Below are 25,878 nucleotides of genomic sequence, written 5' to 3'. Positions count from 1 at the left end.
GAATCCTTTTAAATGAAGGATTCTTTTTTGAGCCAATTTAATCACGATATTGGTCGTGAATAGGTTGAAAAAGATCTTCCTCGACATTTCTAACAACTGAAAAATGATCAACATTATAATGACCATGGAGAATTTTATTATGGTGAGAGATAATTTGCTCTGCAGACAATACGTTAGAATCAGTTGTTGAATGACCGTTTTTAATTAATGTAACGTCAAATCCTTGTACAGTTGCTGTCTTAACGGCAGTGTCAATGCAATGTTCTGTTTTACATCCGCCTATAACAATATGATTAATGTTTTCTTCTTTTAAAAGTTCAAGTAAAGAAGTGCCGTAGAATGAATTGGTTGCTGCTTTATTAATAAAGATTGCAGACTGGGGTACTTGAATTTGATTATGTACTTCAAATCCTTCGCCACTACCTGAAGCAACATCGATATCTCTTACAAAAACAATAAGAGCATTTGAATCTATTGCTTTCTGCAGGGCTATATTTAGTGTAGATAATAGCTCGGTTTTACGAAAAACTTCATTTTCTTGCTCATTTCCATCAATTAATTCTTGCTGAGCGTCGATAATTAATAGTGCTTGTTTCATCATGTCTCCCCTTTAATATGAAATAAGTTCCACTGTACATATTCCTTCAGATTGTTAGGAAATCCTCTATTGTAAGAGAAGTAGAAGATTGATTTACAAAGTTGTCAAAGAAATTTCATTCTCATAGCGTGTAAAAACATGTATGATAGGAGATGGAGAATTTTTGAGTAGGTGGGAATAACATGCAAACAGTAGAAGATTATCTTTCATTCTTACATACGAAAGGATTTAAATTATCAGAGGAAGCACAAGGGTTTATTATGTTTGGACAAGGATATACTGGTGCGTCTGATGGGATTGTGAACGCAGCAATAGAAGCGACAATTAAACATCAATTGCAGTTTGATGGTAGTTATTTCGTTGCGTTATTAGAACGATTGAAAGAGGAAGAAATTACAGATAAAAAAAGCGCTAAGGCTTTTATGCGGAAGTTACAAGCGTAACTTCACGCAGCCTGCGCTTCTTTTTTTGTTTTGGAAGGTAATTCAACAAAAATCATGCCTAGAAAAATACATAGACATCCGATAATAGCAGAAATAGAAAGTTGTTCATTTGCAACGAGAACGCCTGTTAATGCAGCAAAAACGGGCTCCATTGCGAAAATAATTGCTACTCTCGTTGGAGAAGTGTGTTTTTGTGCCGATGTTTGAATGAAAAAAGCAATAGATGTTGCAAACAGGGCAGTTAGAAAGAGTGCGAATAAAAAGGATTGATTCGTCCATAGTGATACTGAAAATAACTTTTCCCAATCTTCAAACAAGAAAGCGCAAATAGAAGAAAATATACCAACAGCTAATACTTGAGATGTGCTTAATAATAAAGGTGATATTTTTTTAGAAAAGAAGCCGTTAATAAGAATATGGGCAGCGAAAGCGACTGCACAACCAAGAACAAGTATATCTCCTATATTTAATTGGAAAGAATCAGCAGCTGTTAATAAGTACAAACCTGTTGTAGCTACAGCAATACCAAGTACGATGAAAATGGTGGCTTTTTGTTTTAAAAAGATAAAGGATAAGATTGGGACCATAACAATGCTTAGCCCAGTTAAGAAACCTGCTTTTGAAGAAGTTGTATAGAGTAAGCCAAATGTTTGTAATAAATAGCCGACAAATAAGAAGAACCCAACTATTAATCCAGCTAAACTACTATGTTTTAATTCTTGTTTTGAAGTTTTCTGTGAAAAAATAATTTGAACGAATAATAAAATAATTCCAGCGAATAAAAAACGAATACCATTAAACGTAAATGGACCAACGAAAGACATAGCGTTTTGAACGACAACAAACGTAGCTCCCCAAATAAAAGAGACAAATAATAAAGCAAGAGGAGCAATCCACTCTTTTTTCACACTCATACCCCCGTTAATTTTGTAAGATAGCTTTTCTAGCTAATTCATCAGCTACTTTATTTTGACTACTTGGAATCCACTTAATAAAAAAGAGATCGAAGTTTTTTATGTACTGTAGTGCTTCATCTAAAAGAGGTGCAAATATTTTATTTTTTGCGTATTCCTTTTCAACAGCCCGCTCAACAAGCTGCGAATCTGTACGAAAAGAGACAGTGCTATAATTATGCTCAATGCAATATTTTAATGCTAGAAGTAAAGCGCGGTATTCTGCTTCATGATTGGACATTGTTCCAAGTGGTACTGATAATTGTACAGGCGGCTGAATGCCTTTAATAAACACTCCTGCACCAGAAGGACCAGGATTTCCTTTTGATGCACCATCAATATATACTTCAATCAAAATGAGAAACCTCCAAATTATAAGATTATCCCCTACTTAAATGTTTTTTTGAAGTAGGGGATAGAGTAGTTATCCGATTGTGATTCTGTAACGACATGTAAATGTTTCATTCGCTTGTAAAGATTGAATTCCCTTTTTGTCCTTGAAATCTTTTGCTGGATTTACTTCATCAGCGATTCCATACCAAGGTTCAATACATAAGAAAGGTGCGTTATCCCCTGGTGTCCATACGCCGACAAATGAAAATCCATCAAATTCTACTTTTACAAATTTATTATGTTTATGAGAACGAATCGAAATTTCATTCGTATTCATATGTTCAAAAATAAGTGCATCATTTTTGAATAAATCGTATGTAAGTGGCAATTCAGTCGTATTTTCAGCGATTAATTGCTTTTTGTTTGAAAGATAAGGTCCTTCTAATACGCTTGTTTCTAAGCGTTCCGAACCATTAAACGATAAGTGATAATCTGTAAATGATTCACCGTCCAATAAAGGGAAGTTGAATCCAGGATGTGCTCCGATTGAGAAGAACATTTCTTTAGAAGTAGGATTGTTTACTTCATATGTTACATGAACACTTTGTCCATCTAGCTCATAAGAAACGAGTAATTCGAATTCGTATGGGTATTTTTTTAATGTTTCTTCATTACTAGTAACGATATAAGTGATCTTTGTTTCGCTTTGTTCTTTCACAGAGAAAGTAAGATCACGAGCGAAACCGTGTTGTGTTAATGAATATGGTTTACCGTCTACGTAGTATGTATTATCTACTAATCGACCGACAATTGGGAACAAAATTGGTGCACGGCGTCCCCAATAAGTAGAATCACCTTGCCATAAATATTCTATGTTGTCTTCTTTTAAGCGAACGCTTTGTAATTCTGCACCTTTGTCAGAAATGGAAACGATCACTTTTTCATTTTGAATTGTTGCTGTCATGAAGTGAAACCTCCTAAATCTTTCATATGTTTTATTATACGTTGTCTAAAAGAAAAAAGGTAGTTCACGATAGGAATCTATTGACGAAAGAGGGGCTACCACGTAAAATATAATCTTGTTGCTTAAAAAACGAATAACGTGGTTCGAAACCATCCCACGTAAAAAAACTAAGGAGATTTTGTCATGAATATTAGAACATTAGTCGGTAATGGTATTTTAGCGGCATTATATATTGCTGTTTCTATGCTTATTCAGCCATTTGGCTTTACGAATGTACAGTTTCGTATTTCAGAGATGTTTAATCATCTCGTTGTATTTAACAAGAAAGCAATTTACGGAATTGTATTAGGTGTATTTTTAACGAATCTCTTTTTCTCACCTATGATCGCTTATGATTTAGTATTTGGGGTAGGTCAATCTATTCTTGCATTAGTTGCAACGATTATTTCTATGCGATTTATTAAAGGTGTTTGGGCTCGTATGATTTTTAATACAGTTATCTTTACGATTACAATGTTTATGATTGCAATTGAACTTCATCTTGCATTTGATCTACCATTTATGTGGACTTGGTTAACATGTGCAGCAGGTGAATTCGTAGTAATGGCCATTGGTATGCCTGTAATGTACTGGATTAATAAGCGAGTACAATTTGAAAGATTTATGTAATAGATGAAAGAGCCATTCCTTATATAGGATGGCTCTTTTTGTATGTGATAATATTGAATATAATTCTTTGACTCTTGATAAAATATAATAAAATAAAGTGAGGCTTCAATTAGCCGGATAAATAAGAAGTCTTATATAAGGGGAATGAAGTATGAAATATAAAATTCATTGGTTGTATAAAACAAAGCGCGGATTGCAGACGGAATTAACGACAGAGTATATGAACATAGAAGAAGTACTTCAATTTGCAGAGGATTTTGAGAAAACAGGAAGAGTAAAAGAATTTTCATTTTATGATGAAATGGACGCAGAATGGTCATTAAAAGAGATGAAAAAGCTGAGTAAGCAAGTGGAGGATGAGCCTCAAGATATACTCGTTTATTTTGATGGTGGTTATGATGTGCAGACGAAAGAGGCTGGCGTTGGTATATGTGTGTATTATAAAAAAGGAAATACAAACTACCGCATTCGCCGCAATGCATATATAGAAGGTATATATGATAATAATGAAGCGGAATATGCATCATTATTATACGGTATGAATATACTCGAGGAATTAGGGATTAAGTATGAAGCAGTTACACTTCGCGGAGACTCACAAGTGGTACTACAGCAATTGGCTGGAGAATGGCCTTGTTATGATGAACATTTAAATCATTATTTAGATCAAATTGAACAAAAGGCGAAGCAAATGAAATTAAAACTTATATGTGAGCCGATATCTAGAAAACAAAATAAAGAAGCACATCAATTAGCTACGCAAGCATTGGAAGGAACAGTTATTGATAGTCATAAAGAAATAACTGAATAGAGAGGTGCAAAGGTGGATAAAAAGCAACTCATTACAGAGGTAAATGACTTATTAGAAACGTATTGTGAAGGCTGTTTTTTGCGAGAACATAATCGAAAGACAAATAGTAAATATTATGCCCATTCATTTTGTATACGCCAATGTACAGTTGGAGAAACATTGAAAAAATATGGAGAACAGTTGTCATGAAAAAACATCCAGAGAAAATTCTCTGGATGTTTTTTAGTGTCTTGCTTCGTTTAGTTGATGCTCACATTTATTTAATTTCTTTTCCTCATTCATTAAAAATGGTTCATCTAAATCAGTTGCAACAGATTTCATAATTTCAAGCTGAGAGCGAGCTGCTTCTACAGCAGTAGTAGCATGTTCTAATGTATCTGGATCCATTGAAATTGTTGCTGATCCTACCATTTTTTGTGCTGTTTCTACACGGAATTTCACTTCTTCAAAATCATTTACTTCTGATCCCATTAATAATTCCTCCTTTGTATAGTGCGCATTTCACATAGTTTTTGCTCTGTAAAACGGAAATATACAAAGGAATAACAAAGGAGGTTACCAAGTAAGGCAACCTCCTGTTATATGTTGGATTAAAGTTTTACTACGTTAGCAGCTTGAGGTCCGCGGTTACCTTCAGTAATGTCGAAAGATACTTCTTGACCTTCTTCTAAAGCTTTGTAGCCGTCTCCTTGAATAGCAGAGAAATGTACGAATACATCGTCAGCGCCTTCCATTTCGATAAATCCAAAACCTTTTTCGTTGTTAAACCATTTTACTTTTCCTTGCATGTTACAATTCCTCCTAAAAGCGTTTACTATTTTCATTTAGTGAAATTCATTTAAAAAATAATATAAACTAAAAATGCTATATTCTTGAATATTCTGCTAAATGATTAATTTAAATATACACGAATTGGGAGAATTTAGTCAAGTAAGCGATTTTATTTTTTTGTATTTTTAAATAATTTTTCAGTCAAATTTTTAAATAGGTATAGGACAGGCCGAGTATGTAATATTCTTAATTGAATGCTATACATAATGAGGTGAAAGAATGAATAAGTCTTACTTATTAGATAATGAAGGAATGAGAACGAGAACCGACATACCGGATTGGGTTGCAAAAGAATTTGAGATTTTTTCAAGTGTCGTGTTAGAACCAACTTTTCCATGCTATTTCGGTTTAACAGCTTTGAAAAAGAATGAACTTCGTTATTCATTTCTTTCTCATAATGATTGGAGTCATTTGCCGCATACAATGTTATCTTTTTTAGAGTTAATGAAAGAGAGACCGATTGTAAGAAGGGGCTTTTTCCTTTTTGTAGAACCGGAATGTGAAGAACAATCACTCGAATATTACCGTGATTCTTTTTGGAAAGTGTTACAGTATTTACATGAAAACGATAATGAAGCATGGCCAAAGCAAATTCCTGAAGACCCAGACCATTATTTATGGGAATTTTCATTTGGTGGTGAGCCAATATTCGCATTTGGAAATGCGCCAGCTTATAAACAACGAAAAACTAGACATTTAGGGAATTCTCTCGTTATTGGGTTTCAGCCACGCACTATTTTTGATGGATTAGAGGGAGATCGTCCTAAAGGAGCATATTCAAGACAAATGGTCCGTGAGCGAGTTGAAAAGTGGGATCAATTGCCGAAACATCCTAACATTAGTCATTATGGTGACCCAGAGCATCGTGAATGGAAACAATATTTCATAGGAGACGATGTAGAGCCAATAAAAGGGAAATGTCCTTTTATTCATAGGATAGAAAAGTAAGAGCCATCATCTAGATGGCTCTTTTGTATATTTTGGATAAAAAAGGGTATTTTATTATGAAAGCTAGTCTATTTTTTAAAATTACATCATTAACTAGTAGTAAAGAGAGTAGAAAGGATAGAGCGATGATTGGAGCAATTATACAGCAAATCCTATTAGGTATATCATTAGCTGCGCCAGTAGGGCCGATTAATATTGAAATGTTAAAACGAGGAATTGAACGTGGTTTTTGGCACGCTTGGGTTGTTGGAATTGGTGGAATGACTGCAGATGTTTTATTTATGCTTCTCATTTATTTCGGTTTATCTTCTGTGTTTATGTATACATATGTACAAGCCTTCATGTATTGCACGGGTTTTTTCTTGTTATTTTATTTAGGATTTCAAAGTGTAAAACAAGGAATTTTCGAATCGAATATGGAATATAAAAAAGAAGAGGTAGGTGGCCTTAAGCAATCGTTTATGGCAGGATTTTTAATTGCGATATCCAATCCATTAAATCTTGTTTTTTGGTTTGGTATATACGGAAGTACACTTAGCTCATTACTTACGAAGGTAACGAAACAAGAAGCTTTTTTGTACAGTCTTTGCATTATTGTTGGTATTATTTTATGGAATTTAAATATTGCTTTTTCTGTACATTTTGGAAGAACTTTATTAAAACCAAAAGCGCTTGGCTACATAACAGCCGGAGCAGGTATTATTTTAGTAGGTTACTCTATCCATTTTGCATACAAAGCTTTACAGTTGTTCACATAAGATTGAAGGGGAGATTTTTATGTATCGAACCACTATTGACGGAAAAGAAATTATAATTACGTTAGCGCCAAAAATCCGAAAAGAAATTACTGATAGAAAGCCACTATATGAAGCGGTATTTCATAATGCTGCAAGATTGTTACAAACAAAGCAACCGACGTTTGCAGTAAATCATGAAATATTTGGGCTCATTATTGGAGAAGTGCAAAGAGGAGAAGTAACAGTGTTTGCAGTGGAACATATTATTCCGAAGCAAAATATATTTGGATCAAACAATTTTTTCTCGGCAATAGAACAGCAGGCAAATTTGTAAAGTGAATAGAATAAGAATAGAAAAGAAATAGTCGTAACGATATGTTGCGGCTGTTTTTTTGGAAAAGGGGGAAACAAGATGAAGAAAGTGGGGAAAGAGTTCTTTTTACAACATGATATTGTTATTATGTATAGCATTCTATTTATTTTCATTATTATTTTAAAAATGCAATTTTTTACGTGGTTTGGCATGTTAGCATGTATGTTTGGGATTGTTTTCTATACACTTAATGAATATATGACACATCGTTTTTTATTCCATATAAAGCCACCTAAAAACACATTTCTATTAAAAATGTTAAGAAGATTGCATTATGATCACCACGTATATCCAGATGATTTAAAACTTTTGTTTTTACCTGTATGGTTTAGTATACCTAGTTTTACTATATATTTACTTATAGCATATGGTATTACAAAAAGTGTTACTATTGCACTTTCATTTGGAATCGGAATGATTATCATGCTGCTCGTTTACGAATGGAAACATTATATTGCTCATAGACCGATTCGTCCCGTCACTAAGTTTGGAAGATGGCTAAAAAAACAACATATATTACACCATTATAAAAACGAAAAGTTTTGGTTTGGTGTTTCAAATCCAGTATTCGATTTTATATTTGGAACACTTAAAGACGGAAAAGATGTTGAGTTAAGCGAAACGGCTCGTAATTTAGAAAAGGAAAAAAAGACAAAAGTAGTGCGTTAAGCACTGCTTTTGTCTTAATGAGGATAAATAAGTAAGGTGTCACTTTATTTTGAAAAAGTATATTAAAAATTTAGGGGAAATTGCCGAAAAATGTCTATCAAAAAATCTTTGCATGAATGCATGGATTGTCTAAAATGAATATAAGTTTCTGAATATTTATAAAATTTAGCCTTTAGGTATGCAAGGGGGAAGTGTATTTTAAGTAAGAGAGGGGATCGGTTAATGAAACGAGACGATACGTCAGCACGTAAGTTGCAAAATGAGGTGAATTATACAGAGGTCGTTCAGTCGGAAGAATTTCAATTGTTATTAAATACGAAAAAGAAGTTTATCATTCCAATGAGTATTTTCTTTTTTAGTTTTTTTATCGCATTACCTATTCTAACATCGTATTCAAAGGTGCTTAATACACCTGCATTTGGAGACGTTACATGGGCGTGGGTATTTGCTTTTTCCCAATTTATTATGACATGGGCACTATGTATGATTTATAGTAAAAAAGCAGAATCATTTGATGAAATCTCCCGAAAAATTTTGCAAGATATGCAAAAAGGGAGGGGCTGAACTTGAATACTACTGCATTTGCACTATTTTTAATTATTGTTCTTGGTACGCTCGTCATAACCTATTTTGCATCGAAAAAAACGAAAAATGCGAGTGAATTTTATACGGCTGGAGGGGGATTAACTGGTTGGCAAAATGGTCTGGCCATTGCTGGAGATTACATGTCTGCTGCTTCATTTCTCGGTATAGCTGGAGCAATCGCATTAACTGGGTTTGATGGATTCTTTTATAGTATCGGTTTTTTAGTTGCTTATTTAGTTGTACTATATCTTGTTGCAGAACCGCTTAGAAATTTAGGAAAGTACACTTTGGCGGATATGATTGCAGCACGCTTTGACGCGAAAAAAGTTCGCGGAGTTGCAGCTCTTAATACGATGACGATTTCTATCTTTTATATGATTGCACAATTAGTTGGCGCGGGTGCACTTATTAAATTATTATTAGGGATTGAATATACGACATCTGTATTAATCGTTGGAACACTTATGACGGTGTATGTTATTTTTGGTGGTATGACAGCAACGAGCTGGGTACAAATTGTAAAGGCTGTATTACTTATGGCCGGTACGTTTATTATTTCTGTTATCGTTTTCGCAAAATTCAACTTCAGCGTGACTGAAATGTTTGCCCAAATGAAAACAGCTACACCATTAAAAGATTCATTTTTAAATCCAGGTGTAAAGTATAAGGATGGCCTTGATACACTTTCTTTAAATTTAGGACTAGTACTTGGTACAGCTGGATTACCACATATACTTGTCCGCTTTTTTACAGTACGTGATGCAAAAACTGCACGTCAATCTGTCGTATATGCGACATGGTTAATTGGTGCATTTTATATTATGACGATTTTCTTAGGATTTGGTGCGGCAGCGTTTGTAGGAAATGAAGCGATTATTAAAGCGAACCCAGCGGGTAATATGGCAGCACCTTTATTAGCCAAAGCGTTAGGTGGAGACTTCTTATTTGCTTTCGTATCAGCAATTGCTTTTGCAACAATTTTGGCTGTAGTGGCAGGTCTCGTATTAACGGCAGCATCAGCATTCGCTCATGATTTTTATAATGAGATTATTCGCAAAGGGAAATCAACGGAAAAAGAGCAAGTATCTATGGCTCGTTATGCATCTATTGGGGTAGCGATATTATCTATCATACTTGCATTATTTGCCCAAACATTAAACGTAGCATTTTTAGTATCATTAGCATTTGCAGTTGCAGCGAGTGCAAATCTACCAGTGATTTTATTTACAATATATTGGAAGCGTTTTAATACAACGGGTGCTATTTCCGGTATGATTGTAGGGCTCGTATCAGCAATTGTTCTCGTAGCGTTGAGTCCGAATGTTTGGAACCCTGTAGCTGGAAAAGCTATTTTTGTTGGGGAAGCGATATTCCCATATACGACACCAGGAATTATTTCAATTCCGCTCGGATTTCTTGCAGCATATTTAGGAACTGTTTTATCTAGTAAGAAAGAAGATGCAGCGAAATTTGATGAAATTCTTGTGAAATCTAATACTGGTCACGGTATTAGTGATGCGTCTTCACATTAAATAAAAGAGGAGCTTTTCGATAGATAAGAAAAGCTCTTTTTTCTTTTGTCATTTTCTTGTAAATATTACTGATTTGTAAGTAGGATTTGTCTTAATTTTGTGGAATGAAAATAGCAGGGAGAAATTTAAGTCATCATGGCACCAGCGCAGCTTTTGTGAAAAATAAGTTGTTATGGAAGGTGGAAGTAATGATGAAAACGAAGCAAACTGATGAATTATTAGCAAAAGATGAGCAATATGTTTGGCACGGAATGCGTCCCTTTAGTCCAAATAGTACAATGGTAGGGGCAAAAGCTGAAGGGTGCTGGGTTGAAGATATACAAGGAAAAAGATATTTAGATGGTATGAGTGGTCTTTGGTGTGTGAATAGTGGATATGGAAGAACGGAGCTCGCAGAAGCGGCTTATAAGCAATTACAAACATTATCATACTTTCCAATGTCACAATCTCATGAACCAGCTATAAAGCTTGCTGAAAAGTTAAATGAGTGGCTTGGGGGAGAGTATGTTATTTTCTTCTCAAATAGTGGTTCAGAAGCGAACGAAACAGCTTTTAAAATAGCAAGGCAATACTATGCGCAAAAAGGTGAACCACATCGTTATAAATTTATGTCACGTTATCGTGGGTATCACGGGAATACAATGGCAGCGACGGGACAAGCGCAGCGTAGATATCAATATGAGCCGTTTGCTTCAGGCTTTTTACACGTAACACCACCGGATTGTTACCGTATGCCTGAAATTGAAGGGCAGCATATCTATGATGTAGAATGTGTGAAAGAAGTCGATCGTGTTATGACGTGGGAATTAAGTGAAACAATTGCTGCGTTTATTATGGAACCTATTATTACAGGCGGGGGCATATTAATGCCACCACAAGACTATATGAAAGCTGTTCATGAGACATGTCAAAAACACGGTGCCTTGCTTATAAGTGATGAAGTGATTTGCGGCTTCGGTCGTACAGGAAAAGCATTCGGATTTATGAATTATGATGTGAAGCCAGATATTATTACAATGGCAAAAGGCATTACGAGCGCATATTTACCATTATCTGCAACAGCTGTGAAAAAAGAAATATATGAGGCTTTTAAAGGTAAAGGAGAATATGAATTTTTCCGCCATATTAATACATTTGGTGGAAATCCAGCAGCTTGTGCATTAGCACTTAAAAATTTAGAGATTATGGAAAATGAAAATTTAATTGAGCGATCTGCACAAATGGGTTCCCTTTTATTAGAGCAACTAAAAGATGAAATTGGGGAACATCCGCTTGTTGGGGATATTAGAGGAAAAGGTCTATTAGTTGGAATTGAATTAGTAAATGATAAAGAGACGAAAGAGCCAATTGATAACGACAAAATCGCAAGTGTCGTAAATGCTTGTAAAGAAAAAGGGCTTATTATAGGACGAAACGGTATGACGACAGCAGGATATAATAACGTCTTAACATTAGCACCGCCGCTTATTATTTCAAGTGAAGAAATTGCCTTTGTTGTTGGAACGTTGAAGACGGCGATGGAACGTATTTAATAAGTAGAGAGAGGAGCGAGCTTTAATATAAGGCTCGCTTTTGTTTAGTAGAGGGGACTTTTAATGGATAAATATGATTCGAACAAACATTATCACATCGGATATTATGAAGACGGATATGATTTAGAAGTGACGGCGTATAAGAGAATAAATGAGCCGGTTTGGGATGCTTATATTCCGCACTATGAGGTGGACGATTTTTATAAGAAAGTGGAGGAAATGAAGCTAGGTGAATATATAGATAATTACGGCATTATGGTGTATTCATTTAGTAATGATATGGATGATGAAGAAGCACGAACTATTTTTGAAAATGGTTAAAAAAGAACGAGATTGTTTAAAGATAAAACAAAAAGGAGATTGCTATCTTATAAAATAGCAATCTCCTTTTATTATAGTAAACTTATTTACTTGCTTTCATTGCTTTATCTTTTGCACCAAACGTGTATTTTAACATTGGTGGTGTAATCATTGTAGTTAAAATAACGACAATAACGATTGCTGTAAAGTAATCTTGTGCCAATAGCCCAGAAGAAAGACCTGTTCCTGCGATGATAAGTGCAACTTCACCACGAGAAACCATACCAGAACCGATAATTGCAGAAGACTTAGCATCAAATCCAGTCATGCGTGCACCAACACCACAACCAATTAGTTTCGTTAATACAGCGATTACTGTTAATGCTAAGATGAACCAAATTTGATTGCCAATACCGTCAAATGTAATATTCATACCGATACTAACGAAGAATACTGGAACGAACATAGCGTAAGCAATTGGTTCTACTTTCTTTTCTACTTCATGTTTGTAGTTTGTTTGAGAAATTGCAATACCAGCAGCGAAAGCACCGATAATACCAGCAATTCCTAATAGTTCGCCGAAATATGCGAATGAGAAACAGATGATAAGAGCTGCGCTCACGATAGACTCAGATACGCGCAGTGGTGATAACCAACGCATAATTGCTGGAACACCTTTCCATCCGATTAAAATAATAGAAGCGAAGAATACTACTTTCTTCAAGATAATCATTGTTAAGTTAACATCATCAGTGCCTAAGAAGCTCATTGCGAATGCTAATAAAATAACAACAAGAATGTCATCAAATACAGCGGCTCCAAGCATCGTCGTACTTTCACGTGTTTTCATTTTACCTAAATCACGAAGTGTTTGTACGGAAATACTAACACTTGTCGCACATAGAAGTAATCCTAAGAATACAGCGTTTCCTTGTTCCATTCCCATAACAAGGCCAGAAACGTAACCACCTACGAATGGAAGAATAATACCTCCGAGTGCAACTGCTAAAGAAGAATTACGATTGGCGTTTAATTCTTCTAAGTCTGTTTCAAGTCCAGCCATAAACATTAGAAGAATAACCCCGACATTACTTAATTGAGTTAGAAGCTCTGAATTTTCAATCCAACCTAATAAAGCTGGACCGATAACGATACCGACAATTAATTTACCTAGTACAGAAGGTTGACCTAATCTAACACTAAGATCACCAGCAAGCTTTGTACTTAATAAAATAAGTGCAATTTGAAAGAAAAATTCGAATTCCATCTGATCCTCTCCTCATCATTTTTAGTTTTATCATACGATTTCTCGGAATTTGCCTAATGAAAATATGTAAAACCCATTAAACAAAAGGTTCAAATTACAAGTTCTTTTGAACTCGTAATTTGAACCTGTAATTAATATATAATAGATTTTATAAAAAATCAATGAAAAAATGGGAGCTTTTTGAGGAAGAAGCTGTCTTATTGAGATATAGGTGTAAGAGTAGTGTGTGAATTTTATATGTATAAAATAGTATGAAGTCCTTTTTCATTACAAATAATAAAGCCTAAATGCTATTTCACGAATTATAAATGTGAAAAGGAGGTTTTATCATTTGAATTCATTAAAAAATAACTTGTCTATTGTTGCTTTAGGTGGAGTAAATGAAATAGGAAAAAATATGTATGCTATCCAATATGAAAATGATATTGTCGTCATTGATTGTGGGTCTAAATTTCCAGATGAAAGTTTATTAGGGATTGATTTAATAATTCCAGACGTCACATATTTGCAAGAAAATAAAGAAAAAATTCGCGGTTTAGTAGTAACGCACGGGCATGAGGACCATATTGGCGGAATACCATATTTTTTAAAACAACTAAATGTACCAATCTATGCAACAAAGTTAACGTTAGGTTTAATTGAAATTAAATTAAAGGAACACAATCTTCAAAATGATACGGAATTAATCGTTATTCATTCAGAATCAGAAATTGATTGTGGTTCTATTAAGGCAACCTTTTTTAAAACGAACCACAGTATCCCGGATTGTCTCGGTATTGTTTTTCATACACCAGAAGGTACTGTAGTACATACAGGTGATTTTAAATTTGATTTAACACCAGTAAATAATCAACATCCTGATATTCATAAAATGGCTAAAATAGGAAGTGAAGGTGTACTAGCTTTATTATCTGAAAGCACAAATGCAGAACGCCCAGGTTTTACTCCATCAGAAAGGTCAGTAGGAGAACGGATAGAGGAAATATTTATGAAAGCAAATAGAAAAGTAATTATTTCTACGTTTGCTTCTAATGTGAATCGTGTTCAGCAAATAGTTGAAGCATGTATAAAGACAAATCGAAAACTAGCTTTGCTAGGGAGAAGTATGGTAAATGTAGTAGAGGTTGCTCTAGAGAAAGGTTATTTACATATTCCAGAAGGTATGTTAATTGAAGCAAATGAGGTAAATCGTTTAGATCCAAAGCAGGTTGCAATACTTTGTACAGGAAGTCAAGGAGAACCAATGGCAGCTTTAGCGCGTTTAGCTAGTGGAAACTATAGACAAGTGGATATTTTACCAGAAGATACGGTTATTATAGCCGCGACCCCTATCCCAGGAAATGAACGTAACGTTTCTCGAATTATCGATAATTTATTTGCATTAGGAGCAAAGGTGATTTACGGATCAGGCAGTTCTACTGGAGTGCATGTATCCGGTCATGCATATCAAGAAGAGTTGAAGTTAATGCTTACATTAATGAAGCCAAAATATTTTATTCCAATTCATGGAGAGTTTAGAATGCTACATCACCATAGTTTGTTAGCAGAATCAATTGGTATTGAAAAGGAAAATATCTTTATCGTACGTAATGGAGATGTTGTAGATATAAGTAATGAAGTGGCAATTCAATCTAGAAGAATACAGGCAGGAAATATATATGTAGATGGATTAGGAATTGGAGATGTTGGAAATGCCTTATTACGTGATCGTAAACAACTTTCAGAAGATGGAATGCTCGTTATAGTTATTACTTTTAATAAAGTCGATGGAGAAATAATTTCAGGTCCTGATATTATTTCTCGTGGATTTGTCTATGTTCGTGATTCAGAAGGATTTTTAAGAGAATTAAATAAATTAGCTGTTATTACAATTAATAATTTAAAGAAAGAGAATGTGAATAGCTGGGGTATTTTGAAAAGGGAGGTAAGAGAAGCGTTAGGGAAGTATATATATACAAATACAAAACGAAAGCCGATGATTCTTCCTATAATAATAGAGGTTTAATAGTAAAAAAAGAATTCTCGTATGGGAATTCTTTTTTTGTTTTAAAGACAAAATGAACATATAATGAAGTAAATAGAAATGGAAGGAAATAAAAGATGTTATTAAACAAACGCTTTACAATTGGAGAAATGGCAAAAATGCATAATATAGCGGAATCAACTTTACGCTATTATGATGAGAAGGGAATTTTTCATCCGTCCACTGTGGACCCGCAAACAAATTATCGTTATTACACAATCGATCAATTTTCACTATTAGATACGATTAAGTTTTTACGCCAATTAAACATTCCATTAAAGGAAATTAAAAAATATATTGATGAAAGAAATCCAGCATACGCACTCAATTTACTGGAAAAACAACAAGAGATGATGCTGAAGAAACAAAGAGAAATTGAGTATGCTCTGGCGAAAATGGAGCATAGAATTCATTTAATTAAGGAAGCAACAAAAGCAAAAGCTGAACAAATGGTAATTAAAGAGATCCCGCCGCGAAAAATTACAGCAATTGCGGTTGCTCCAAATACGACGGATGATATGTTTGAGTACTACATCCATTCGTTGCAAAAAAATATGAGGCAAATGGATGATAGTTTATTTTCTGGAGATATTGGTGTAACAGTCGCGAAAAAAGGGTTAATGCAAAATGAGTTTCAAGCATATAGCAGTGTTTTTATTCTTTTGGATTACATGCCTTTTGAAGTACAGAGTTCAGATGAAATTAAGGAAGGTATGTTTGCCTGTGTATATCATCATGGGCCATATGAAGAAACGGATGAAACATATAAGAAGCTAATGAAATATATTGAGCAAGAAGGATACGAAATAAGTGGAGATGCAATTGAGATTGCATTAATTGATTGGTCTGTAACAGAAAATCCAGAGGAACAAGTAACAGAAATTCAAATTCCTATCATGAAAAAATAAAGCAATTAGTTGTAGGAATCGTATCATTACAAATTGGCATGAAACACGATAAGTAAGTTACCTATTTTTTAAATTCTCTATTGACCTTCAAGTTACTTTAAGGTTTAAACTGAGAAAAGAGAGTTGAAAAAAAGGAGCATGTTAGAGTATGGAAGCAACAGAAAAATTAAGAGAAAAACCAATTAAAAGTTTATTTATTTCTTATTTAATACCAGCCGTCCTCGGAATGGTATTAATGTCAGTGAATATTGTAATTGATGCGGTTATGATTAGTAGAGGAGTTGGGGCGAACGGTTTAGCAGGAGTGAACGTGGCTATTCCAGCCTTTTCGATTTTCTTCTCTATTTCATTATGGATTGGAATGGGCGGGGCAACGTTATATTCCATTGCATTAGGTGAAAATAAACGAGAGAGAGCAAGGTCTATTTTTACTCAATCAATGACGGTAGCAGTTGTTATCGTAGGGATTTTAGCAGCGATTTGCTTATGGAGAATAGAAGATTTAGCATACTTATTTGGTGCAAATGAAGTGATTTTACCATATGCGTTAGACTATTTACACGTATTATTAACATTTGGAATGATATACGTTTTAGAAAATATTTTAAGTACATTTATACGAAATGATGGAAATCCTAATTTAGCAATGGCTGGTCTTGTTGTAACGGCTGTATTAAATATAGTGTTTGACTATATCTTTATTTTTATCTTTGGATGGGGCGTAACAGGTGCTGCCTCAGCGACTATTCTTTCGGCAGCGATTGGTTTCCTTGTATTATTAACTCATTTCTTTAGAAAAAGTAGTATTGTAAAGTGGACGAAATTTCATTTTGAATGGGATACTGTCAAACAAATTATGGTGATTGGTTTCCCAAGTTTTACAGCAGAAAGTACGGTTGCAATCGTAACGATTGGTTTTAATATCGCATTTGTCCAATATGCAGGAGAAGTAGGAGTAGCTTCCTATGCGATGGTGAATAGTATTCATGCAATGACATTACTATTATTCTTTGGTGTTGGAGCAGCATTACAGCCAATTGCTAGTTTCCATTACGGGGCAAATTTATCAGAGAGACTTCGTGAAGGATTGAAGTTTGCTGTGAAAATTGCTGTTGTCCTCGGAGGCGTTGCGATAATTGTCGGATTATTCTTCGGGAAATATATCATTGGTTTATTTGATGTTCAATCTCCAGAATTATTGGAGTTAACCTTAACAGGTATTAGTTTATTCTTTATCCAATACGTATTTTTAGGTTATAACATTGTGTATGGAGAGTACTTCCAATCAGTGCGACAAACGAAGAAATCAGTACTTATTATAATGAGCCGAGGATTACTATTTATTATTCCATTGTTATGGATTATGCCGAAATTATTTGGTATAAATGGAATTTGGCTCGTTATGCCAGTTGCAGAAGTAATGACAGCGATTATCGTATTTACGATGAATCGTATGAAACATCCTGTTCCATTAAATATGGCAGGAGAGAAAGAAGCGATATGATAAAAAATCCCCTTAAGCAATTAAGGGGATTTTTTTATTCCTTTAAACTAATCGCAAAAGATCCATCCGTTTCTTGAACAGAAGCAAAGGCAACGTTTTTAATATTTGTAATTCCTTTTTCTTTTAATTCTTTATATAACCATTTTTCATCTTTATGTATTAACTTTAAGTTATCATATTGAATTTGTGAATCGACGATAAGTGCAATTGGTAATCCAGCATACTTAACTTCTATGTTTAAATCTTTTGGAGATAATGGTACAAGTTCTCTTTTTGGTAAAATACTAATAGCGCCGTTCGCTTCTAAAATAGCGTATTCAATTTCATGAACACTTGGATATCCTGCAACGCGAAGATTAGAAAGCAGTTCTGCAATGGGGTATCTACTTTTTTGTAAGTTCTCAAAAATAATATCACCATGTTTAATTAAAATGATAGGGTGTCCGAGAATAAAACGATTTAGTTTGTTGAATAGGCTTAATTTTGTAAGGAGTAAATGTAAACATGTGATAACAACCATACCGAGAAATGCTTGTAAAGCACCAGAGACGGGTATGGCCTGGAAAGCTAAATAAGATAAAAAAATTATAGCCCCAAAATCATGAGGAGTTAGTTGCGCTAACGCGGATTTACCGAGTAACTTAAGCGATAGTAAAAATAAGATGAAAAAGAACGACACGTTACATAAAAAGAGAAGCAATAGAGACACTCCTTCGTGTAAAGTTGTACTTACTATTCCCGAAAGTAATATAAATATTACCTTTCGGAGGATAAATTAGGGTTTATTGGAATTTGTCTGTATACAAACAAATAAATGGATATTATCATGAAGGAAGTAAAAGAAAATAGGAGTATATGAATATGAGAAAGAAGAAAATAATGAAGGGCATTTTAGTTGTTATAATGATTTGCGCCGTGTATGCGGGGTTTTTACAATATCACATTTATAAGCATGGGCATATGAATGCAACCTACGATGCTGATTACATAATTGTACTAGGATCGAAAGTAAATGGGACGAAACCATCTTATTCATTGCAATATCGTATTGATAAAGCAGCTGAATATTTAAAATCACATGAGAAAACAATCGCTATCGTATCTGGAGGACAAGGAAAAGGTGAAGACATTTCAGAAGCATTAGCAATGAAACAAGGACTAATAAAACAAAATATCGTAGAAGACCGCATTATAATGGAGGACAAATCTACGAGTACAGATGAGAATATTACATTCTCAAAACCGTTAATTCCAGCCGATATGAAAAAAGGTATGATCGTAACAAACGATTTTCACATGTTTAGAGCGAAAAAAATAGCGGCCAAACAAGGTTTACAATTAGAAGGTCTTCCGGCAAAAACACCGAAACCAATCATCATTCCATCGAATGTACGAGAATATTTAGCAATTACACAGTATTGGTTTATGAATCGAATATAGTGAAAATAATCCCGTCTGAAATTCTAGGCGGGATTTAGTTTGAGGAAAATCTTACAAATATGTCACGTTCGTGAAAGGTAAAGCGATAGTTTCTAGAATGATTTTCTGACATAATGAAGGTAACAAAAACTATTTAGAGGTGAATCGGATGAAAGGAAATAATATTTTATCTTCGTTATGTTACTTTAGTATCTTTTTTGCACCATTTTTACTACCAATTATCGTGTACTTTGTTGCAGAAGATGAAGTGAAGTATCACGCGAAAAAAGCATTTTGGTCACATGTTTTCCCATACGCAATCTTATTTGGAGGACTAGCAGTATCAGGCATGTACGGTTTAGGTTTCAATCAATCTGACGGTGCTGGAATTGGAATGGCTATCACATATGCAGTGTTCATTCTTGTAGGAATTTACTACTTCATTTGGAATATCGTAAAAGGTATTAAAGTTTTGAAAACGGCGTAATAAGATAAGTATAATTTCATTTACCGTATCGATAAATGTTTTAAAAAAGGGCAATTCAAAAAGAATTGCTCTTTTTGTGCTTATAAGTTGTGAAAATTGAAAAAGATATGTTAATTTTTCATTATGAAGAGAAAAAAGGAGTGATTTTCATGAATGAGATCATACATAAGATGGAGCAACATGTTTCAGTTCGTAAATACAAAGAAGAATTAATTCCGAAAGATGTAGTAGAAAAGATGGTGCATGCTGCGCAACATGCAGCTTCATCACATTTTGTACAGGCGTATTCTGTTATATATGTAACAGATCAGGAATTAAAGGCTAAACTAGCAGAGCTATCTGGAAATCGCCATGTGAAGGACTGTGCAGCATTTTTTGTTTGTTGTGCAGATTTAAAACGACTTGAAATTGCATGTGAAAAACATAGTACAGAGATAAAGCATGAGGGAGTAGAAGACTTTATCGTTGCGACGGTAGATGCTTCACTTTTTGCGCAAAACTTAGCACTAGCAGCAGAATCGTTAGGATACGGTATTTGTTATATTGGTGGTATTCGTAATAATCCGAGAGAAGTGAGTGAACTGCTTCATTTACCGGATAAAGTATATCCTGTATTCGGAATGACAGTCGGTGTACCAGATGAAGAACATGGAGTTAAACCACGTTTACCAGTAGCAGCAGTTCTTCATGAAAATGGATATGATGAACAAAAATATGATGAATTACTAAACGAATATGATGAAACGATGAACGCGTATTATAAAGAAAGATCATCAAACAAGAAAAACGTAACATGGACGGAATCAATGAGTTCGTTTATGTCTAAAGAAAAAAGAATGCATATGAAAGAGTTTTTAAGTGAAAAAGGATTAAATAAGAAGTGAAGTGAGTAAAGAGGCAAACCTGTGATGCAGGTTTGCCTTTTTGAGAAGGAGAAATACCTAAGGCCAGAAAGTTGTTTATTCTTTCTGAACTTAGGTATTTTGTTTATTATCATGTACATAGAAATAAAAATTAATAATTTTTTACAAAAGTGATAGAAAATGAGAATGAAATGCCAATAGTAAGTAAAAGCGGCATAATAGCCGCTTTTTATCGTTTTATTTAGTAATTGATTTGAAATATTTTCCTTATGAAAGAAAGATTATTGCTAATTGTAAACTGTCAATAAAGTTATTTAAGTTTTGATATGGAATACCCCGCCGGAAAATACAGCAATAATTTCGTTTGAACATATCTGTTATTGCACGATCTAAAGCATCTTCTATAACAAGTTCAAACTTTCAATAAGAAGATAACCCCCTGTACAACTTAAAAGAATGTACGTAAATATTTTAAAAATCCGTTGATTAAGCCATTTAAAAATAATTTGACCTATAAACAAACCTAAAAATACAATTGGAATGGCATAAAAACTTGATTCCCAAATGGTTTTGTTTGTGCCAGTAAAGAGTATTTGAGTTACTAGACTAATGAAATATATAAACAGATAAAAAGCTAATGTAGTTGCTCTTAACTTCTCTTTTTCAGTATTAGTTCCTGTAAAATAAAGTAACAGGGGTGGACCTGGCATACCGATACTTGTCGTTAAAAGACCAGATAATCCGCCAACTATGAAATCTCTAGATTGTGTTGATCTAACCTTAACGTTGCATATTAGCAACAATGTTAATAGTAAGAGTAGGATGCTAACTGCTAATTTAAAAGTGTTTATGTTAACGGAAATAAAAATCAAAATGCCAAAAGGAACACCAACTATACTTCCAAAAATAAACCTTTTCAGTAGAACAAAATCAACGTCCATTCTTATTTTCCAAATGAGTGAAATGGAGATAATTAAAGATAAAATAATGTTTATTTGTATAGCTTCTTGTGGTAGAAATAACATAAGTAAGAAAGGGGTTGCCATTATGGAAAAGCCAAAACCTGTACTTGCTTGCAGAATAGAAGCCACTAATATAATACATATGAAAAAGAATGTGATACCCAAAACAGCCCTCCTATTTAATCAAGTTTAACTAGTTAAAGTCTATTATTTAAGTGCAATGTTTCACAAACTTATTTGTATTTTAACATAAATATCTAGTTTTTTCTCAAATAGTGTTGCCATATAAGGCTCTTTAACTAAAAAATCTGACTTGTATTTTTAAACAATTTTATTATGGGGAAACAAATAATGAATGGGATCAAAATGTATTGATTATCATTAAATTATTCACTGAGATCCCCGCGATAAAACAAGAACAGCCATATAAAACTTACAAAAATACAGCATGTAGCTAATAAACAGCCAATCATTTGAGGAGAAAGAATTTCTAACAGCCCTCCTGTAAAAAACATCGATAACTGAATAAGAGATCCGTAAATGGAATAATGGAATGAAAAAATTTTACCTATCATATTTTCGTGTGTGTAAGTTTGAAGTAATGTCGTATCAAGTGGAACGATGATTCCTCCTGCTATGCGCATACAGAATAAAGTAATGATACCGATAATAAGTTGATCGGATAGAATGAATCCGAGAAAGAAAATTCCTTGTAATAAGTAGGCCCAACCGAATACTTTTTTCATTTTTTCTTTATTATGGGATATATAAAGATTAACGAGAAGGCTTCCTATCATAAACCCAGCCCCTTGAACCGTATATAAAATCCCAATGTTCGTATGGAAAATTTTTTCGGCATAGATCGTTAGAAGTAGTTGATAAGCACCTCCAATAATCCCCCATGAAATGCCGACAAGAATTAATGTTAAAATGATTTTTGTTTGTAATATGTATGTATAACCACCTTTTATATCAGTGAAAAATGCTTTGTTCTTGTTACAAGTATCATGAGCAGGAATACTCATGTTATAAATAAAATAGGCTGAAATAAAGTATGATAGGCTATTTACTAAAAAAGCGAACTCAATATGTAAAGATTGTGCAATTACTCCGCCCAAAGAAGCCCCCATAATAGACATAAAACCATTAATTGTACTAGAAAGAGAGTTAGCAGTTACGAAATGATTTTGGTGTACGATATTTTTTAGGGTTGCTTGTTTAGCCGGTTCAAATAAACAAGAAAGTACAGATAAACATATATTAGCAATGAAAATAATCTCAATTTTATAGCCTGCGAGCAAGTATGTAAGGACTAGAATTCCCCGTGTAATATCGGTAAAAATCATAATATTCTTTTTAGAGAAACGATCTACAATTCCGCCTATGAATGGACTAAGAAGAAGCTGTGGTAAACTTTTACTTATAAAAGTAAGTGCGATCATAAACGGCGATTCCGTTATGCTGTAGACAAATGTTAATAAAGCTACCGTATGGAACCAATCCCCAAGTACACTTAATGTTTGCCCATAAAATAGTTTATTGAAGTTTTTATTTGTTTTAAGAAGTGTGGAATAAGAAACTGACATAAATAGATTAATCCTTATGTAATGACGATGTTTGAATTTGTTCTTTCCACTCACTTAAATACACTTTTTCCGCTGTGGGAAGTCCAACAGGTAATTGTGCAATCAATTCTAAACTATTTCCATCAGGGTCGTTAAAGTATACGGCTGCATGTGCTAATTCCGGAAAAACAATCGGTTCAATTGGTTCCATTCCAAAGTCTTTTCGTGCTGAAATTCCTTTTTGATTTAGCCAATGAATCGCATTTTCTAAATCATGTAAACTTACTTGAAAGGCGATATGTCGTAAAGAGGGGTGATAATTCACTTTGTATTCTGTGCCTTCCCAAAGGCCGAGCCAACTCTCATTTTCTTTAATCCAAAAGAAAGCAATATTATCTCCTCTTTTATATAATTTTAGCCCTAGTGATTCATAAAAAGGTATTGATACTTTTAAGTTGCGGACAGGTAAATGTGCTTCGTAAAGACCTCTAATCATTGTAATCCCCCTTAGTAAAAATGTTTCTTATTCCATAGTAAACAATATGTTGCTAGTTGAAATCGCAAATAAGAGGGATATAAATTCATACGAAAGTATGAAAAAAAACAGCTCATATTTGAGCTGTTTTTCTATAGTTTTTAGTTCATTTTTCAAGGATAGGATATATTAATATCCGTATCCGCCGCCACCCCAACAGCTACATCCGATGATGATTAGAAGGATGAATAGTACGATAAGCAAAGCAAATCCACCGCCGAAACCAGCGCAACTTCCACCATAACTCATATGTTTTCCTCCTTTTTAGTAAGTTAATCTATATGGTTCATGGACTACTATATACAGTATGTTTTTTGTATAGAAAATGAGCCAGTCTCATTTATAATTAGACAAATGCCTGTAGATTCATTAGGATTGCATGTTAGTGATTTGTAAATAAACCTTTACGTAATTCATAATTTAGGCATAAAAAATAAAAAATTGTAAAAAAAACCATTTTCTTATTTTTTTATGAGAGAATATGTACTATAATTTTACAAGTAATATTATGGGAAAAGGGAGTTTTAGTATAGAGATGGAGATGGGACAATTAAAAAATAAAATAGAAAACAAAAAGAAAGAGTTAATTCAACTTGTTGCGAGACACGGATTGGATCATGATAAAGTTTTGTTATTTAGTCGTGATTTAGATATACTTATTAATAAGTTTATGAACATAAAAGACAAAGTGCATAAATAAAAAATTTATAGTTTTTTATATTAAGATGTTTCACAGAAAGGAGAGGACAGTAATTGGAACATTTACAGGAAGAATTGTATAAACAAATAAAAGAAGAAAAAGGTACAGTTACAATTTTCTTAAAGAGTGGCGTTAGAATAGTAGGAGAAGTTGTTGGAGTGGATAAATTTACAGTTTTAATCTTAGTGGATGGAAAACAACAGCTTATTTATAAGCAGGCTATATCAACAATAATGAAATAAGACACTCTTGTTGAGTGTCTTATTTCATTATTGCTTGCATGCCTCAACATCAATGCCGGCAGCAATTAACTTCTTTTCTCCATCTTGTTCAATAATTTTTTGTAATTTAGATAGGAAAGAATCAAAGTTTGTATGCTTTGCTACTTGGAATGTCATTTTATGTTCAATTGGTAGCCACGTATCAATATCAGCTTCGTTATGTTGGATTTTCACCTCAAGTTTATCGAGTGCATTAGCAACTTTTGCTTCGTACGTTTCTTTCGCTTCAAACTCCATCCATAAGTCATATAATTCCTCACCGAGAGAACCTGTTAATGTTTGTTTAATATTTAAAATAGCTTCTAGTTCAGTTTTTTGTTTTTGTAGCTGTAATTCGTGACTATTCATTGTATCAAATGCAGGGATATCACCAGCTTCGGCTTCGACTAGGTCGTGAATAATAACCATTTTAAGTAATTTCTCAATATTTACTTTTTGATCCAAATAAGGTTCAACTAAAATGGCCATTAGAGACATACGCCATGTATGTTCGGCAACACTTTCTTGACGTCCGTTGGAAAGCCAGCTATGTCGCATTTCATATTTTAGTTTTTCTGCTAATGCAATGACTTGTAAAATGTTGTGTTCCATCGTGATCCTCCTCATTTATTCATACCATAATTCTAATATAGAAATGAAATGTGTCAATTTTATGAGTATATTGCGATAAACAGATGATAAGCGTATAATACATGTTATATGTGAAAACGTATTATTAAAATAAAAAAATGTTATATAAAAATGGAAAGGAAAGGGCAGAAATATGGGAGAGAAAAATCAAGTATTAGCTAGACCACAAAGAAGAAAAAGGAAGTTTGATATTTCTAGCCCAGTGGGCATTATAGTAGGTTTCATTATAGTGATAGCGGCAATTATGCTTGGCGGCGGTGGAATAAAAGCTTTCAAAAACTTTTTAGATGTTTCATCTATTTTAATTGTCATAGGGGGAACAACACATCGCTATCAAGCTAAGCCCATACAACGTCAAGTATAGGAGAGGTTGTTTCTTTTTTCTAAAAGCTAGGTGTAGAGAATTTAAAGATTTGCATGCGAAATAAACCCTATCGGGTTTCATTTTTTGAATTA

32 protein-coding genes, 2 pseudogenes and 1 riboswitch are annotated in these 25,878 nt (G+C 33.8%); of the genes and pseudogenes, 21 read left to right on the top strand and 13 right to left on the bottom strand.

Features of this window, described 5'->3' with window-relative positions:
* Positions 1-37: 37 nt before the first annotated feature.
* The gene (locus tag MR169_RS09585; protein ID WP_242319318.1) at positions 38-598 is read right to left on the bottom strand and encodes a cysteine hydrolase family protein; all 561 of its coding nucleotides are present in this window, start codon (positions 596-598) and stop codon (positions 38-40) included.
* 182 nt (positions 599-780) lie between these two features.
* Between MR169_RS09585 and MR169_RS09580 the strand changes: the two genes are divergently transcribed.
* Positions 781-1,041: a DUF6123 family protein gene (locus MR169_RS09580; protein ID WP_001195212.1), complete on the top strand. Its 261-nt coding sequence runs from the start codon at positions 781-783 to the stop codon at positions 1,039-1,041.
* Between the two features lie 2 nt (positions 1,042-1,043).
* Here the strand turns inward: MR169_RS09580 and MR169_RS09575 are convergent, their stop codons facing one another.
* From MR169_RS09575 to MR169_RS09565, 3 genes are all read right to left on the bottom strand, one after another.
* The gene (locus MR169_RS09575) at positions 1,044-1,949 is read right to left on the bottom strand and encodes a DMT family transporter (protein ID WP_000712602.1); all 906 of its coding nucleotides are present in this window, start codon (positions 1,947-1,949) and stop codon (positions 1,044-1,046) included.
* Positions 1,950-1,962: 13 nt separating this feature from the next.
* Positions 1,963-2,349, bottom strand: coding sequence for a reverse transcriptase-like protein (locus MR169_RS09570; protein WP_061664219.1), 387 nt, complete (start codon positions 2,347-2,349; stop codon positions 1,963-1,965).
* A gap of 69 nt (positions 2,350-2,418) precedes the next feature.
* Positions 2,419-3,291 carry an aldose 1-epimerase family protein gene (locus MR169_RS09565; RefSeq protein ID WP_242319317.1) on the bottom strand — a complete coding sequence of 291 codons (873 nt, stop codon included), beginning with the start codon at positions 3,289-3,291 and terminating at the stop codon, positions 2,419-2,421.
* A 132-nt stretch (positions 3,292-3,423) separates the two neighbouring features.
* Positions 3,424-3,468, top strand: a riboswitch (PreQ1 riboswitch).
* Positions 3,469-3,474: 6 nt separating this feature from the next.
* Here MR169_RS09565 and MR169_RS09560 point away from each other — a divergent pair.
* The 3 genes from MR169_RS09560 to MR169_RS09550 all read left to right on the top strand — a co-directional run bounded on the left by MR169_RS09560 (position 3,475) and on the right by MR169_RS09550 (position 4,960).
* On the top strand, positions 3,475-3,960 hold the full coding sequence (locus MR169_RS09560; protein ID WP_001026471.1) for a QueT transporter family protein: 486 nt from the start codon (positions 3,475-3,477) through the stop codon (positions 3,958-3,960).
* A 151-nt stretch (positions 3,961-4,111) separates the two neighbouring features.
* On the top strand, positions 4,112-4,771 hold the full coding sequence (locus MR169_RS09555) for a ribonuclease H family protein (RefSeq protein WP_044796775.1): 660 nt from the start codon (positions 4,112-4,114) through the stop codon (positions 4,769-4,771).
* 12 nt (positions 4,772-4,783) lie between these two features.
* Positions 4,784-4,960 carry a zinc-finger domain-containing protein gene (locus MR169_RS09550; RefSeq protein WP_000358801.1) on the top strand — a complete coding sequence of 59 codons (177 nt, stop codon included), beginning with the start codon at positions 4,784-4,786 and terminating at the stop codon, positions 4,958-4,960.
* Between the two features lie 33 nt (positions 4,961-4,993).
* Here the strand turns inward: MR169_RS09550 and MR169_RS09545 are convergent, their stop codons facing one another.
* Positions 4,994-5,242 (bottom strand): DUF2564 family protein, encoded by a 249-nt coding sequence (locus MR169_RS09545; RefSeq protein ID WP_000534392.1) that lies wholly within the window; start codon positions 5,240-5,242, stop codon positions 4,994-4,996.
* Positions 5,243-5,361: 119 nt separating this feature from the next.
* On the bottom strand, positions 5,362-5,559 hold the full coding sequence (gene cspB / locus MR169_RS09540) for a cold shock-like protein CspB (RefSeq protein ID WP_001161731.1): 198 nt from the start codon (positions 5,557-5,559) through the stop codon (positions 5,362-5,364).
* Positions 5,560-5,821: 262 nt separating this feature from the next.
* Here cspB and MR169_RS09535 point away from each other — a divergent pair, with 262 nt between their 5' ends.
* The 8 genes and pseudogenes from MR169_RS09535 to MR169_RS09500 all read left to right on the top strand — a co-directional run bounded on the left by MR169_RS09535 (position 5,822) and on the right by MR169_RS09500 (position 12,319).
* Entirely contained in the window at positions 5,822-6,550 is a 729-nt protein-coding gene (locus MR169_RS09535; RefSeq protein ID WP_109140090.1) for a YqcI/YcgG family protein, read from the top strand.
* A gap of 14 nt (positions 6,551-6,564) precedes the next feature.
* Positions 6,565-7,308: a LysE family transporter gene (locus MR169_RS09530; RefSeq protein ID WP_142345204.1), complete on the top strand. Its 744-nt coding sequence runs from the start codon at positions 6,565-6,567 to the stop codon at positions 7,306-7,308.
* A 19-nt stretch (positions 7,309-7,327) separates the two neighbouring features.
* Entirely contained in the window at positions 7,328-7,621 is a 294-nt protein-coding gene (locus MR169_RS09525) for a cytoplasmic protein (protein ID WP_242319316.1), read from the top strand.
* Positions 7,622-7,699: 78 nt separating this feature from the next.
* A complete protein-coding gene (locus tag MR169_RS09520) occupies positions 7,700-8,329 on the top strand; it encodes a sterol desaturase family protein (protein WP_000755396.1) in 630 nt (209 codons plus the stop codon).
* A gap of 222 nt (positions 8,330-8,551) precedes the next feature.
* A complete protein-coding gene (locus MR169_RS09515) occupies positions 8,552-8,893 on the top strand; it encodes a DUF485 domain-containing protein (RefSeq protein WP_000817366.1) in 342 nt (113 codons plus the stop codon).
* A 2-nt stretch (positions 8,894-8,895) separates the two neighbouring features.
* On the top strand, positions 8,896-10,446 hold the full coding sequence (locus MR169_RS09510) for a solute symporter family protein (protein WP_001098235.1): 1,551 nt from the start codon (positions 8,896-8,898) through the stop codon (positions 10,444-10,446).
* Between the two features lie 191 nt (positions 10,447-10,637).
* Positions 10,638-11,978, top strand: a complete 1,341-nt coding sequence (locus MR169_RS09505; RefSeq protein ID WP_242319315.1) for an aspartate aminotransferase family protein — start codon at positions 10,638-10,640, stop codon at positions 11,976-11,978.
* Between the two features lie 63 nt (positions 11,979-12,041).
* Positions 12,042-12,319: pseudogene (locus MR169_RS09500) on the top strand (DUF3986 family protein).
* Between the two features lie 62 nt (positions 12,320-12,381).
* Here MR169_RS09500 and MR169_RS09495 read toward each other — a convergent pair.
* On the bottom strand, positions 12,382-13,545 hold the full coding sequence (locus MR169_RS09495) for a cation:proton antiporter (RefSeq protein WP_000393878.1): 1,164 nt from the start codon (positions 13,543-13,545) through the stop codon (positions 12,382-12,384).
* Between the two features lie 331 nt (positions 13,546-13,876).
* Between MR169_RS09495 and MR169_RS09490 the strand changes: the two genes are divergently transcribed.
* The 3 genes from MR169_RS09490 (at position 13,877) to MR169_RS09480 (ending at position 17,980) form a co-directional block, all read left to right on the top strand.
* Positions 13,877-15,550 carry a ribonuclease J gene (locus MR169_RS09490; RefSeq protein ID WP_242319314.1) on the top strand — a complete coding sequence of 558 codons (1,674 nt, stop codon included), beginning with the start codon at positions 13,877-13,879 and terminating at the stop codon, positions 15,548-15,550.
* Positions 15,551-15,645: 95 nt separating this feature from the next.
* Positions 15,646-16,476, top strand: a complete 831-nt coding sequence (locus MR169_RS09485) for a MerR family transcriptional regulator (protein ID WP_242319313.1) — start codon at positions 15,646-15,648, stop codon at positions 16,474-16,476.
* Positions 16,477-16,624: 148 nt separating this feature from the next.
* Complete coding sequence (locus MR169_RS09480) at positions 16,625-17,980, top strand: MATE family efflux transporter (protein ID WP_242319312.1); 1,356 nt, start codon at positions 16,625-16,627, stop codon at positions 17,978-17,980.
* Between the two features lie 34 nt (positions 17,981-18,014).
* Here MR169_RS09480 and MR169_RS09475 read toward each other — a convergent pair whose 3' ends face one another.
* Positions 18,015-18,680, bottom strand: a complete 666-nt coding sequence (locus tag MR169_RS09475; RefSeq protein ID WP_242319311.1) for a DUF421 domain-containing protein — start codon at positions 18,678-18,680, stop codon at positions 18,015-18,017.
* Between the two features lie 161 nt (positions 18,681-18,841).
* Between MR169_RS09475 and MR169_RS09470 the strand changes: the two genes are divergently transcribed.
* From MR169_RS09470 to nfsA, 3 genes are all read left to right on the top strand, one after another.
* Positions 18,842-19,420 (top strand): YdcF family protein, encoded by a 579-nt coding sequence (locus tag MR169_RS09470; RefSeq protein ID WP_001227678.1) that lies wholly within the window; start codon positions 18,842-18,844, stop codon positions 19,418-19,420.
* A gap of 148 nt (positions 19,421-19,568) precedes the next feature.
* Positions 19,569-19,886 carry a magnetosome magnetite crystal formation protein family gene (locus tag MR169_RS09465; protein WP_000678055.1) on the top strand — a complete coding sequence of 106 codons (318 nt, stop codon included), beginning with the start codon at positions 19,569-19,571 and terminating at the stop codon, positions 19,884-19,886.
* A gap of 149 nt (positions 19,887-20,035) precedes the next feature.
* Positions 20,036-20,770, top strand: coding sequence for an oxygen-insensitive NADPH nitroreductase (gene nfsA / locus MR169_RS09460; RefSeq protein WP_016117513.1), 735 nt, complete (start codon positions 20,036-20,038; stop codon positions 20,768-20,770).
* Between the two features lie 380 nt (positions 20,771-21,150).
* On the opposite strand, the gene MR169_RS09455 is transcribed toward nfsA, so the two are convergent.
* From MR169_RS09455 to MR169_RS09440, 4 genes are all read right to left on the bottom strand, one after another.
* Positions 21,151-21,876 (bottom strand): sulfite exporter TauE/SafE family protein, encoded by a 726-nt coding sequence (locus MR169_RS09455; RefSeq protein WP_000513081.1) that lies wholly within the window; start codon positions 21,874-21,876, stop codon positions 21,151-21,153.
* A gap of 221 nt (positions 21,877-22,097) precedes the next feature.
* Positions 22,098-23,297 carry an MFS transporter gene (locus MR169_RS09450; protein WP_201145171.1) on the bottom strand — a complete coding sequence of 400 codons (1,200 nt, stop codon included), beginning with the start codon at positions 23,295-23,297 and terminating at the stop codon, positions 22,098-22,100.
* A gap of 7 nt (positions 23,298-23,304) precedes the next feature.
* Positions 23,305-23,772 carry a VOC family protein gene (locus MR169_RS09445; RefSeq protein WP_000617953.1) on the bottom strand — a complete coding sequence of 156 codons (468 nt, stop codon included), beginning with the start codon at positions 23,770-23,772 and terminating at the stop codon, positions 23,305-23,307.
* 168 nt (positions 23,773-23,940) lie between these two features.
* Positions 23,941-24,060, bottom strand: coding sequence for a YjcZ family sporulation protein (locus MR169_RS09440; RefSeq protein ID WP_000120179.1), 120 nt, complete (start codon positions 24,058-24,060; stop codon positions 23,941-23,943).
* 232 nt (positions 24,061-24,292) lie between these two features.
* On the opposite strand from MR169_RS09440, the gene MR169_RS09435 reads away from it, so the two are divergent.
* Positions 24,293-24,511, top strand: a complete 219-nt coding sequence (locus tag MR169_RS09435) for an aspartyl-phosphate phosphatase Spo0E family protein (RefSeq protein ID WP_000291688.1) — start codon at positions 24,293-24,295, stop codon at positions 24,509-24,511.
* A 53-nt stretch (positions 24,512-24,564) separates the two neighbouring features.
* Positions 24,565-24,753, top strand: a complete 189-nt coding sequence (gene hfq / locus MR169_RS09430; protein WP_000400665.1) for an RNA chaperone Hfq — start codon at positions 24,565-24,567, stop codon at positions 24,751-24,753.
* 27 nt (positions 24,754-24,780) lie between these two features.
* Here hfq and MR169_RS09425 read toward each other — a convergent pair whose 3' ends face one another.
* Positions 24,781-25,383 (bottom strand): HD domain-containing protein, encoded by a 603-nt coding sequence (locus MR169_RS09425; protein ID WP_016117516.1) that lies wholly within the window; start codon positions 25,381-25,383, stop codon positions 24,781-24,783.
* Between the two features lie 172 nt (positions 25,384-25,555).
* On the opposite strand from MR169_RS09425, the pseudogene MR169_RS09420 reads away from it, so the two are divergent.
* Positions 25,556-25,747: pseudogene (locus tag MR169_RS09420) on the top strand (flagellar motor protein MotP); the annotation flags it as partial.
* Between the last annotated feature and the right edge of the window lie 131 nt (positions 25,748-25,878).

It is taken from the genome of Bacillus cereus group sp. BfR-BA-01349, from assembly GCF_022663795.1.
Classification (GTDB): domain Bacteria; phylum Bacillota; class Bacilli; order Bacillales; family Bacillaceae_G; genus Bacillus_A; species Bacillus_A cereus.
This window is presented reverse-complemented; position numbering and strand designations above follow the sequence as displayed.